Origin of the sequence: Candidatus Nitrosocosmicus sp. FF01, from assembly GCF_047711275.1 — an archaeon.
Taxonomy (GTDB): domain Archaea; phylum Thermoproteota; class Nitrososphaeria; order Nitrososphaerales; family Nitrososphaeraceae; genus Nitrosocosmicus.
Map to the genome: position 1 here is coordinate 108,618 of NZ_JBLNIG010000002.1, position 12,198 is coordinate 120,815.

The following is a 12,198-nucleotide window of genomic DNA, read 5'->3' on the forward strand; positions in this document are numbered from 1 at the left end:
AATTTTTGACTCATCAATACCAATGCAATACAAAAAGTTCATAATTTAGAAGCAATATAGACAAATCAAATGTCATTTAGAAAATTAGGTGCTGTGATACTTTTAGTTTCAGACATGCGTAGATCTATCCAGTTTTATAAAGAAACTCTTAATCTACCCATTAAAAAAGAATCAGAAGAATGGACAGAATTTTTTAATAAAGAAACAGTATTGGCCCTGCATCCAGTAAAACATAAGGAGAATCTGAAATCTGGTCAACATATACTAATTGGATTTACCGCAAGTGATTTTGAGCATACGATAAATAATTTAAAAGAAAAGGGTGTTGTCTTTTTCAAAAATGCAAAAGACGAAGGTTTTGGAAAACATGCAATAATTGAAGATCCTGATGGCCATCTAATTTCAATTGTAAAATTAAAAGGCAACCAAAATGAAGAAGATGGATTTGATTTCCTTGGATTAGTAGGTGCAGAATAATCGCACACCAGTGCAAGGAAAAGATTCACTAAGATCTGTTAATACCATAGCCTTATTGGAAAAGCAAGCAAACTATAATGCTGTTGATACAGGAATCAGAATAGAACAAATTAGTATAAGAAGCTTAACAAGATTTGAGAACATGTAGGAGCTCTAAAGATAATCTAGAGAACTATTTTCCCAGGATTTAGTATATTTGATGGATCGAACGATTTTTTAATGTATTTAAAATAAGAAAGAATAAAACTATTATACACGTTCTTTATATACGGGGTTCTTGATATACCATCGCCGTGTTCAGCAGTAATTGTTCCTCTGTATTCTTTTACCTTCTTGAATATTGAATTAGTGATATCATGTAACATCTTTGTTTGTGTCAAATTTAATAAATCGTCAGAACTGCTAGAGTCGGTTATTAGGGGACGCGTATGAAGGTTTCCGTTGCCTAAATGACCATAAATAACATACGATAAATTATACTTGTTGTATAAGGCTAACACATCGGTAACATATTCATAAATATGATCGATCGATACTGCTGTATCCTCGAAAATAGTAAAAGGCTTTCTATTTCCTACGGTATATTTGATTGCCATGTTCAATGCATTTCTTCTTGATCCCCATAAATTGTTTATAGAATCCAAATCATGAGCTTGTTCTACTACCTTGCCTTCGGAATAAACAGCACTTTTAAGCAGTTTTGATATACTGTTGATCTCTCCTTGATGTTGGTAAAAATATTCAATAAATAATAAGCACCCGTTATTGCTTGCAGTGATAGACTTGATCGATGAGTCCATGACCGGAGAATCTAAAAGCTCCAAAGCTGCAGGTCTGGTAGAAAGTATTTTGCTGGTATACATACATGCCTTCTGAACGCTGGAAAAATAGACCATATATAATGATCTAAAAATGGGTAAATCAATAATCTTTAGTTTCAAGGAAGTAATGATGGCCAGGGTTCCTTCAGATGCTGCAAAAAGATTCTGTGGATTGAAAGTGGGCGTGAAGATAGAATCAAGCCTATATCCACATGAATTTTTGCTTACATCTGGATACATAGAAGATATTTCGTCATGAATTGAAAACAATGGTTGTAAAAATTTATTGAGTCTATCATCACAAAGGCCATTTTGAGCAAAACCTTTCTTTCCATCAGAATAAATAAAATCGATGTATTGTAAATATCCTAAGATACTACCATATCCCAATCCATATGGCCCTGATGAATTATTCGAAACCATGCCTCCAATTGTACAATAATTACTACTTGCAGGATTTGGAGGTAGGAACTTGTTGTGTTTTCGTAACTCTTTATCCAACAACCCTTTAACTATACCAGGTTGAACGTTCACACAATTAGATTGCAAGTCCAGATCAAGAATCTTGTTCATATACTTGGTAAAGTCTAATACTATACCATTGGAAAGACTTTGACCAAGTAGACTTGTACCAGCACCTCTACAAGATATAGATAGTCCATTCTTGATTGCAGAGTCCAAAGATATCTTAATATCATCCTCATCCTTTGGGAAGCACACAAGTTCAGGAAGAATTCGATGGTTACTTGAATCGACAGAATAATAATCTTTAATCCATGATTCATTGGAAACTTCGCCTTTGAATGAAAATTTCAGTTCATCTAAAAGGTCCACAAACATTTCATATCGCTAAAATATATAATGTTTAGCAAAAAAAATTATCAAAACAAATGAGATCACAGAAAATAAAGCAATTATTTTGTTATTATATAACTTTTGTTTTCAAATATGAAAATAGTATGTTCGGCTTGAGATACAACTTTGTTGTTCCCTTCAACTAGAATTGGATATGCTCTTACATTCTTTTTCTTGATAAGAAAATCAAGAATAGTTCTAGCGTTGGATTCGGCGAAATCGCTTACTAGCCATCGTAATGCAAAGGGAAGTGTTTTAAATTGGTTCCATAGATACATAATGAATTCATCTGCCCCTTTATCTTTGGTTGGTTTTCTAGATACTAATGAAAAGATATTCCTTATCTTCCCTTCATATACTATTCCTAGGCCGTCGCTAGTAGTAACAAAAGGCTCTATTGCATATGCCTGATTAGATGATAAAGAGAAGGATGATCCATACGTTCTAATGTTTGGAATAGATTTTCCTGCGTGAATAATATACTGGTCAAGAGAATGACCACTTAGGTTCTGAATCGGTTTTAATCCATTATGTGATATTGTATTTTCAATTATTTTACCAATTTCACTAGATTTAGTATTATTCTTTGCAATCTTTATGGCTTCTGATAAGGATAATTCAGCTACCTTTATCAACTGATCATACTTTGGATCATATGAAATAGTAACTGCAGTATCTGCAACATAGCCATCTATGTGTACTCCTAGATCTATTTTTACGACATCGGTATCTTTTATTACAATTTGATCGTCTGGCTCGGCGGTATAATGAGCGGCAATCTCATTTATGCTAACATTAACTGGAAAAGCAGGATGTCCACCGTTATCAATTATCTCTTTTTCTATTGAATTGCATATTTCATAGAGCGTTCTACCAATATGATTTCTTTTTCGAGTATTTTCCCGAACCTTGGATGCGATTTGGCCTGCACGTGTATAATTCTCTAGAGACATAAAATAGAGATAATATCATCCCCGAATATAATAATAATGCGAATAATGATTTATATTAATTGAAACAAGATTAAAATTAGACAGAAAATTTCTCTTTAGAAAGGGATCGTAGTCTAGCTTGGTAGGATGCCAGCCTTGGGCGCTGGAGGTCGTCGGTTCAAATCCGGCCGGTCCCATGATCAAATAATAGTAAGTTAGAATAGAAAATTATACTCTTCTTCCTCGACGACCCCCAGGTTTTCTAGTTGTATCGTGTGGAACAGGTGTTACATCATCAATCCTACCAATTCTAAATCCTGCTCTAGCGAGTGCTCGTATGGCAGCTTGGGCACCTGGACCTGGAATTCTTGGACCTACACCACCAACTGCTCTTACTCTGATGTGAAGTGCGTTAATACCCTTTGTTTTGGCTGCGTCTGCAGCAGATACGGCGGATTTCATTGCCGCATATGGAGATGATTCATAGCGGTCTGCAGTTACATGACGACCACCAGAACTAATAGAAATAGTCTCTGCACCGCTTATATCAGTTATATGAACTAAAGTATTATTATAACTACTGAAAATATGGGCTACCCCCCATTTATATTGAGTAATTTCTTCTTGTGACATTAATGTAGAATTTTTGGGTGTCACATTTAAAAACCTTCTTAACCTAAATGTGTGAATCCACGGTTTTCAAGTGCTTCAGTATCTCCATTATTCTTTAGAACTAATACTTGTCCACTGCCTCTTACTACCTTGCCGATTACAAAAATATCCAATTTATGATTTTTCAAAGTTTTAGATATCCTCATTAAATTTTTTTTAGAAATAGTTCCTATTATATGGTATTCCTCACCACCATAAAAAATAAGTTCGAAATAATCAAGCACATTCATTGATGAGAATCGTCTCAATTGTGTAGGCACAGGTATACTTTTCTCGTCAATCAATAGATTTACGTTACTCTCGCTAGATATCTGATTCAAACCTGCAGCAAGGCCATCACTAGAATCGGTGGAGGAAGAAAGGTAATGAGCAAACAGAATCCCAAATTTGTATGATGGAACAGGATTTAATACAGAGTCGATAGAATTCTTCTTAAAATGGTTATCAGGGCTTGGTAAATTATTCATCAAAATCCTTAGACCCGAAGAAGTATATCCAAAGATTCCAGAAACAATAACTAAATCTCCCTCCTGAGCACCGTTCCTTCTTGGAACGTTCACTTTCGAAGATAGAGATCCAAACATACAGCAATCAATTATGATTTCTTTAGATTCATTAATATCACCACCTATAATATCAATTTTGAAATCCTTTGAGGAAAGAGTGAATCCATCAAGTAATTTGGATATTTCATTATTTTTTAATGTTTGAGGCAATCCCAACGAAATTAAAGCGAATCTTGGCTTTACACCCTTTGAGACCAAGTCGCTTATGCTAGACACCATCGATTTTCTGGCAATTTGTTCTAGAGTCATTTTGGGGGGCACATCGGTATGTTCAACTAGCATATCACATGTAACAGCTAACAATTTACTCTCATAAAGTCCACTACCAAGAGAATTAATAGGTAGGATAGATACATCATCCTTACCAAAACAGGGTTCTATATTTGGAATTCCAAATCTGGATATTATTAAATTCAATATTTGTTTCTCATTGAATTTTTTCATAAACTTCAACTATTTTGTCATAGAACGTTTTAAATAGCGAATCAACCTTTTCAGCAGAAGATTCCAAAGATATTCTTAGTACGTGTTCGGTATTAGAGATACGCACTAGGATCCACGAATTATCATCAATAATAAATTTTAAACCATCAGTGTAAATTATTTCAATAGAATGAGATTTTAGTGCAGATAATATTTTTTCAAATAATACTTTATTATCGGTTTTTGGATTTATTGGATGCTTGGTTCGTATTTGTCTAAACTTTGAAGAAATTGACAAGCACTCTTTAATCAAATCCTGATTCAAAGAACTAATAATAACACTAGCTAGCAAACCATCTCTACAAGAAGTGAAACTCGGCATTATGAAACCACCACTGCTTCCTTCCCCACCTGATTCAGAATGTGTTTCAAGCATCCGTCGCAACACATTTGATTCGCCTACCTTAGAGAAGTAAATTTGACCGCCATGATCTTTTATATACTTTTCAATAGCCAGACTGGTATCCAGGCTAATTGTAAATTTCTTAAATCCATTATTCCTGATGACGTTTGCAACGCAAAATAAAAGGGTTAAATCAGGATTGAGCTGAACTCCCTCGCTGTTGACCACGACCAATCTGTCACCATCTATATCAAATGCAAAGCCAAAGTTCAAATTATTAATTTTAACCAGATTGCAGAGGTCAACTAGAGGATCAGATGTGGGATCAGGACCTCGAGAAGAGAGTCCCATCGTATCATTTATTCCAAGGTATTTAACCTGATACGAGTTAAGCAAACGGTTCGCAAAATTGCAGGCTGCTCCTCCTCCAAAATCGATTCCCACTCTAACATCTCTATTGGGATGAGTGGGAGGATGAAAGTGATCTAATATGTCAGTCATGTAATGGGGATCAATTTTGAAAGTGTGTCCTATTTGAGAATGTTCATGAATTTTGGTTTCTAATAACTGTTCTAAATCCGACTCAAATAAACCCCTACCATTAATAAGCATCTTTAAGCCATTCCAGGATAAAGGATTATGAGATGCGGTAATCATTAACCCCCCAGTATATTTTCTGGCTTCCCTAAATAATACTGGGGTAGGGGCCATACCTAAGTCGTATACATCAATCCCTTGTTCCAAAAGAGAACCAGTAACAACTTCAGCAACCAGTTTACCAGATGGCCTAGTATCTCTTGCAATTACACAGTTTGTTACATCAAAGTTATCTTTTAAATATGAACCAAAAATCCGGGAGAAACGAGATATCTCCTGTATGGTAAGGTCTTCATTAAATATACCTCTGATTCCTGAGATAGATATCTTCACGATGTTAAAAATATGTATGCAATATTTATGTTAATTGCCTTAAAGCGTTAATAGCAGGCAAGAATTAAGAAAAACGAGAACCGGTAAGCATAACTTCGCATTGTTCACAAATTCGCTTGTCTATGTTTGATTCTATACTATGATGAACGTCACATATAATAAAAGTATACCTCATGAAGTTACATAGTTGAATAAATTTTGTCATAGTGCTTGGAGAATAAGCATTATTTGTAGAAAGATCTTTGGAAATATCATTGATCATTTTCATTACTTCAAAATTATCTTCCAATTTAGCTACTAATGATAAATCGCCACGTGTTCCTCTAATGTAGTTACTAACAGCCGCTTGGGTAATTCCAAGTAGTTTGGCCACCGTCTCTTCCTTCAAATCATAGTCACGAATTAATTTTTTAGATAATATAGCGCGAATAGCAGGTATAAGTGACTTTGACTCAATTTCAGAGGGTAATAACATAATATTTTGTAATTTTCTAATTATATAAAGATTTCAAGTAGACAGACAAACAAAAAATAATTGGGTGATAGATTAGCCTTCTTCCCAGCCTTTATTAAATACACCGTTTTTATGTAACGGAACTGGTTGGCCTGCAGTATATTCTAAAGGTCTCATCCAGAATATAGCATGAGTTGGACAAACACCTACGCATGCACCGTCTGAGATACATCTTTCTGGATAAAAGACAAATGCTTTGCCTCTTTTCCAACCTTCAACAGGTTTAACACGAAGTACATCCGGACCTAATGCGGTACAAATTTCTACACAAAGTGCACACCCAATGCATCTTTGTTCATCAACATCTGGAAGTATAGCAATTGGCATCTAATAATTCACTAAACGTCTAGTAACGATAAAACTATTTAAACTATTTGCCAAATGCAAAACAGTGTTATACAAAGATAAAAAAATCTAGATAAAAAATTATTTTTTAATTTGACGCATTACGTCTACTTGACCACTATGAAGCCAATCTTTCAATTCTTCATGAGACGGTTTTGTATCGTGTTTGCCTTGTAGATGAAGATGAAGTAATACATAATTTACCTGATTCAATAAAACCTTGTTGTCTTCATCGCCCTTACGAGCTTTTGCTTTTAATTCCTCGGGAACGGTTGCCCACCATTCCTCAAATGATCTTACCATTAAAAAATCAGCGTAAAGTTACTTTATAAATATTTTGAAAATTTTTCAAAGGTTTTGATAAATTATGGTCTGAGGTTCGACATAAAAACATTAATTGATAATAGTTTTAATTTGATATGTTTTAAGAATGCCTTTCCTAATTGATGACATTATATCGGCACAAAAGGAATTGGACAGATTTAGATCAACGTTCCATAAGCATAAGAATTCTGTTGATCATGAGAGATTTATTTTTCCCTTTCTGTGTGGGTCATATTTTACCTATAGAAAAATAGATGTAGAAAGAATAGCTTCGATTGCTAAGACTGTATCTAAAGATCCAACATATTTGGATATTGGGTGTGGTTATGGCGATTTTTTAGAAAAGGTAAGACAATATTTACCTAACGCAGAAGGAATGGAAAAAAGTGCCGAAATGTTTTTCAAATTAGGAAGATACAAGCCTGATTACATAAAAATCGGTGATGCATATAATGAAATTGAGAAAAAATATGACGTGATATTCGTTGGATGGATGGAACCTGGTGTTGATTACAGAGACAAAATTGCTAAAAAAACTGAAGTGATAATTACAACATTCGATAAGGGAGGACAATGTGGAATAAATGGTGGATGCGAGTTTGAGGGATTTGGTTACGAGAGAGTGGCAAGCTGGATAACCCCGTCATGGATAGATGTAAACACAGAATTGATGAATAGGTATTACTCAAAAATATCAGATGAAACGGTCAAATCTCTAAGTGAACTAAGAGGAGCACATAATTTATGGTATGTCTATTCCAAACCAAAATACAAGGAAGGTATAAAAGAAAAATTAAGAAGACAAGAAAAAAATCAAGTCGATTTGCCATACCCACATGAAAAAATCCTAGACGAATGCGGATTTGAAGTGGGTGAATTGCTGCGTGTAAGCCCCTCATCACAATCATCGCCAGGATTATGGAAAATAAATTTTGATATATAATGCCGCCCCAAATTGAGGACCTGAGCTTCGCTTTTGAAGCGTTAAAGCAATTTAGAAAATACTCGTTTTCGTTGCATCATGAGAGATTTATTTTTCCCTTTCTGTGTGGGTCATATTTTACCTATAGAAAAATAGATGTAGAAAGAATAGCTTCGATTGCTAAGACTGTATCTAAAGATCCAACATATTTGGATATTGGGTGCGGTTATGGCGATTTTTTAGAAAAGGTAAGACAATATTTACCTAACGCAGAAGGAATGGAAAAAAGTGCCGAAATGTTTTTCAAATTAGGAAGATACAAGCCTGATTACATAAAAATCGGTGATGCATATAATGAAATTGAGAAAAAATATGACGTGATATTCGTTGGATGGATGGAACCTGGTGTTGATTACAGAGACAAAATTGCTAAAAAAACTGAAGTGATAATTACAACACTTGATCAAGGTCTTAGTCTAGCAGCTGAATTTGAAGGATTTGGTTACGAGAGAGTGGCAAGCTGGATAACCCCGTCATGGGAAGACATCAATACAGAAATAACAAACAAGTATTACTCAAAAATATCAGATGAAACGGTCAAATCTCTAAGTGAACTAAGAGGAGCACATAATTTATGGTATGTCTATTCCAAACCAAAATACAAGGAAGGTATAAAAGAAAAATTAAGAGATTGCCTAGTCGATGAAAAGAAGAAGGAAAACAAGGGATATGATTTTGAAGATATATTAGATGAAGTAGGATATAGATATTTAGAAAGCTTTAACGTAGGGGACAAAAGGCATCTTTTGTGGGATATTGTTTTTAATGACTAAAAATTTCAAAAAGACTAATATGATAAATAACTTTAGTAATTTTTAATTGAAAGTAACAACATTAGGAGCTGCCAGAGAAGTTGGAAGATCCGCATTTCTTGTAAATTCGAATAATACAAATATTCTATTAGACTATGGAGTTCTCTTAAAGAAAGAGCCTCTTTTTCCCATAAAGGTAAGTCCAAATGAGATTGATGCTGTTGTAATAACTCATGCGCACTTAGATCATTCAGGATGTGTGCCATCTCTTTTTCTAGACGAGAACACAAGTCTAGAGGCTTTGGCTACAATGCCCACATTTGAACTCTCTCAGTTACTGATACAAGATATGATAAAAATATCCGGATTCTATCTTCCTTTTCAGTATCATGACATGATGAATATGTTGAACCATGCCAGACATATAGATTATAGAAAGAGTCATAATATAAGAGACACCACTATTACTTTTCATGAATCTGGGCATGTCATAGGTGGATCAACAGTTCTCGTTGAAAATGACGAAAAGAGATTATTTTACACAGGGGATATGAATACTCGAGGATCAAAAGTACTAAGACCTGCAGATCTGGATATAGGCGAAATAGACATGTTAATTATAGAAAGCACCTATTCTCAAGCTGAACAGGTTCCTAGAGATCAATCAGAGAGAGAACTAGTAAAATATGCAAAAGAAGTTGTTGAAAGAAATGGTGTATTCTTCATACCTGCATTCTCCGTGGAGAGAGCCCAAGAAATAGCTTGTGTCCTCAAGACCTATGATTTCCCATATAAAATTGCAATGGATGGAATGGCTCTAAAGACTAATGATATAATGCTAAGGTATCCAAAATATTTACGTGATTCTAAAATGTTCAGGAGTTCAATTGAAGATGTAGAAAGAATAACAAGTTGGCACAGAAGGAAAAGAGTGGTCAAAGAGCCAGGAGTAATAATCTCGCCAGCGGGCATGTTAGTGGGAGGAACCGCAGTTTTCTACATTGAGGAAATTTGTAAGAGTCAATACAATGGAATTGCTTTGGTTTCATATCAAGGCGAAGGAACACCAGGACGATCGTTACTAGACAAGAGACAAGTAACTTATAATGGCAGAACAATAAAATGTCTTGCCGAAGTAAATAGATTTGACTTTTCAGGACATAATAGCAGAACAGAATTATTTGAAATTTTAGACAAGGTGAAAGGAGACCCTCAAGTGCTAACAGTGCATGGTGATAACTTATCATGCACCAAATTTGCTGAAGAAATTGTTGAAAAATACGGATATAGGGCTCATGCCCCAGAAGCTGGTGAAGTAACAACAGTATAATTGAGAAAAAACGGTACAAATAATATAAAATAAAATAAGATGGAGATTTGTAAGGAATATATTATTTCACTTGAAAAGTAGTAGAAATATCCTTAATATTCATTCGACCATTAATAGTGGGCAATACTTTCTATGGGAGAAAATAAATAATTCGTGGTATGGGATATATGAGGATTCGATATTGAAAATCACTTTGCCTGAAATTAAGGGCAATCTGACATATGAATATGATTCGTTTCCTATAATAGCGAACTGGCAACAACCTATATTTAGACTAGATGATAAATACGATGAAATAATAGAGGATATTTCAAGAAGAGATAAAGTCGTTGAAAACATCACTAAGAAATATATTGGATTACGCATCATGAGACAAAAGCCAATTCAATGTATTATATCGTTTCTATGTTCAAGTAATAACAATATTCCAAGAATTCGATTCATCTTACGAAACCTTTCCAGAAAATTCGGGAAGAAAATAGAGTGGGACAACAACACTTTTTACACGTTTCCCACATTAAAAACACTAGCAACAATCTCTCAGTCAGAACTGTTGCATTGTGGATTTGGATATAGGGCTGAATACGTACGAAAAACTGTAAAAACTATTATAGATCAAGAAATCGATATGCAATTGATCAAGGATTCAGATTATGTAAAGTCCAAGCAAGAAATAATGAAATTAAGTGGAGTTGGAGAAAAGATTGCAGACTGTATTTTATTATTCGCATTTGACAAGGTAGAAGCGTTTCCTATGGATACTTGGATTATAAAACTTCTTCAAAAAAAATTGGGTCAAATGATAATACCAGATTCAGAGTTAAAAATAAATGATAAATTTACCCCGAGTCAGTATAGACTTGTTTCAAATAAAATAAGAGATCATTATGGCAAATATTCTGGATATGCTCAACAATTTCTATATTACAGTATTAGAGAAGAAAATGGTAGAAGGTGGTAATAAATAATTATGTCAGCCGTAGTAGCTGTTACCTACTACTAACAATAACATACCTGTATCTGTGCCTATTTTCATGAGTTTTTCTTATTCTTTTTGTTTGAAGACTTTTTTGAGCTAGAAGGAGTACTCTTTGTAGATTTAGGGGTTGAAGACTTTTTTGAGCTAGAAGGAGTACTCTTTGTAGATTTAGGGGTTGAAGACTTTTTTGAGCTAGAAGGAGTACTCTTTGTAGATTTAGTTAAGACACTTTTTTCTATCCTTGACATCCTTTTTTCAATCTCCTTGATTGATGTTTGAGTTTGTTTCAAGGAAACTGCTTGTTTTTCAATAGATTTAAGGCCTTTTTGTATAGGCGGAGACGTCTTTTGCATTTTTTGAATTTCTTTAAATAGCCTATCCACGTTCTTATTGATAGTTTCCAAGTTCTTGGTTATTGGAGTTAAATCAATTTCTTTATAATCAGGCCTCTTTGCAATGGTTTTTCTAATTGAACGCCCAGCTTTATCTTCATCTTCTTCTTCATCGTCATCATCTTCTTCTAATTCTAACTCTTCGTCTTCATCTTCTTCTTCATCGTCATCATCTTCTTCTAATTCTAACTCTTCGTCTTCATCTTCTTCTTCATCGTCATCATCTTCTTCTAATTCTAACTCTTCGTCTTCATCTTCTTCTTCATCGTCATCATCTTCTTCTAATTCTAACTCTTCGTCTTCATCTTTTATTTCCCCCTTGATTTGCTCGTTTTTATCCAAGTTTGAAGAACCATCCTCTAAATTTGAAACGCGATCATCATCATCTGCAACAGTAATTATTTCTTCTTTCCTGTTTAAAAGAACAGGAAAATATTGAATCTCCAGAGACATATTTTTATCTATACAGAGAAATAAAAACCCCAAATATTAAAAGTGATC

14 protein-coding genes and 1 tRNA gene are annotated in these 12,198 nt (G+C 34.3%); 6 read left to right on the plus strand and 9 right to left on the minus strand.

The genetic code is table 11. The features are described from left to right. Positions 1 to 69 precede the first annotated feature (69 nt). Positions 70 to 477, plus strand: coding sequence for a VOC family protein (locus ACMT7R_RS05995; protein ID WP_415310722.1), 408 nt, complete (start codon positions 70 to 72; stop codon positions 475 to 477). Between the two features lie 164 nt (positions 478 to 641). Here ACMT7R_RS05995 and ACMT7R_RS06000 read toward each other — a convergent pair whose 3' ends face one another. Continuing rightward, entirely contained in the window at positions 642 to 2,132 is a 1,491-nt protein-coding gene (locus tag ACMT7R_RS06000) for an FAD-binding oxidoreductase (RefSeq protein WP_415310723.1), read from the minus strand. 80 nt (positions 2,133 to 2,212) lie between these two features. Next, positions 2,213 to 3,106: a type II methionyl aminopeptidase gene (gene map, locus ACMT7R_RS06005; protein WP_415310724.1), complete on the minus strand. Its 894-nt coding sequence runs from the start codon at positions 3,104 to 3,106 to the stop codon at positions 2,213 to 2,215. 102 nt (positions 3,107 to 3,208) lie between these two features. Between map and ACMT7R_RS06010 the strand changes: the two genes are divergently transcribed. After that, positions 3,209 to 3,282 (plus strand) — tRNA-Pro (locus tag ACMT7R_RS06010). Positions 3,283 to 3,313: 31 nt separating this feature from the next. Here the strand turns inward: ACMT7R_RS06010 and ACMT7R_RS06015 are convergent. The 6 genes from ACMT7R_RS06015 to ACMT7R_RS06040 all read right to left on the minus strand — a co-directional run bounded on the left by ACMT7R_RS06015 (position 3,314) and on the right by ACMT7R_RS06040 (position 7,241). Then, complete coding sequence (locus tag ACMT7R_RS06015) at positions 3,314 to 3,718, minus strand: 30S ribosomal protein S11 (protein ID WP_134483782.1); 405 nt, start codon at positions 3,716 to 3,718, stop codon at positions 3,314 to 3,316. A gap of 38 nt (positions 3,719 to 3,756) precedes the next feature. Next, on the minus strand, positions 3,757 to 4,740 hold the full coding sequence (gene thiL / locus ACMT7R_RS06020) for a thiamine-phosphate kinase (protein WP_415310725.1): 984 nt from the start codon (positions 4,738 to 4,740) through the stop codon (positions 3,757 to 3,759). 10 nt (positions 4,741 to 4,750) lie between these two features. Then, positions 4,751 to 6,079, minus strand: coding sequence for a phosphomannomutase (locus tag ACMT7R_RS06025; RefSeq protein WP_415310726.1), 1,329 nt, complete (start codon positions 6,077 to 6,079; stop codon positions 4,751 to 4,753). 64 nt (positions 6,080 to 6,143) lie between these two features. Beyond that, positions 6,144 to 6,554, minus strand: coding sequence for a transcriptional regulator (locus ACMT7R_RS06030; RefSeq protein WP_415310727.1), 411 nt, complete (start codon positions 6,552 to 6,554; stop codon positions 6,144 to 6,146). 72 nt (positions 6,555 to 6,626) lie between these two features. After that, positions 6,627 to 6,920 (minus strand): ferredoxin family protein, encoded by a 294-nt coding sequence (locus tag ACMT7R_RS06035; protein WP_134483789.1) that lies wholly within the window; start codon positions 6,918 to 6,920, stop codon positions 6,627 to 6,629. A 99-nt stretch (positions 6,921 to 7,019) separates the two neighbouring features. Beyond that, positions 7,020 to 7,241, minus strand: a complete 222-nt coding sequence (locus ACMT7R_RS06040; RefSeq protein ID WP_134483791.1) for a hypothetical protein — start codon at positions 7,239 to 7,241, stop codon at positions 7,020 to 7,022. 127 nt (positions 7,242 to 7,368) lie between these two features. On the opposite strand from ACMT7R_RS06040, the gene ACMT7R_RS06045 reads away from it, so the two are divergent. The 4 genes from ACMT7R_RS06045 to ACMT7R_RS06060 all read left to right on the plus strand — a co-directional run bounded on the left by ACMT7R_RS06045 (position 7,369) and on the right by ACMT7R_RS06060 (position 11,287). Next, positions 7,369 to 8,205, plus strand: a complete 837-nt coding sequence (locus tag ACMT7R_RS06045) for a hypothetical protein (RefSeq protein WP_415310728.1) — start codon at positions 7,369 to 7,371, stop codon at positions 8,203 to 8,205. Further along, positions 8,205 to 9,017, plus strand: coding sequence for a hypothetical protein (locus tag ACMT7R_RS06050; protein ID WP_415310729.1), 813 nt, complete (start codon positions 8,205 to 8,207; stop codon positions 9,015 to 9,017). The genes ACMT7R_RS06045 and ACMT7R_RS06050 overlap by 1 nt, the downstream gene beginning before the upstream one ends. A gap of 46 nt (positions 9,018 to 9,063) precedes the next feature. Continuing rightward, complete coding sequence (locus ACMT7R_RS06055; protein ID WP_415310730.1) at positions 9,064 to 10,326, plus strand: MBL fold metallo-hydrolase; 1,263 nt, start codon at positions 9,064 to 9,066, stop codon at positions 10,324 to 10,326. Between the two features lie 70 nt (positions 10,327 to 10,396). Further along, on the plus strand, positions 10,397 to 11,287 hold the full coding sequence (locus ACMT7R_RS06060; RefSeq protein WP_415310731.1) for a DNA glycosylase: 891 nt from the start codon (positions 10,397 to 10,399) through the stop codon (positions 11,285 to 11,287). Positions 11,288 to 11,358: 71 nt separating this feature from the next. Here ACMT7R_RS06060 and ACMT7R_RS06065 read toward each other — a convergent pair whose 3' ends face one another. Beyond that, on the minus strand, positions 11,359 to 12,150 hold the full coding sequence (locus ACMT7R_RS06065) for a hypothetical protein (protein ID WP_415310732.1): 792 nt from the start codon (positions 12,148 to 12,150) through the stop codon (positions 11,359 to 11,361). Positions 12,151 to 12,198 lie beyond the last annotated feature (48 nt).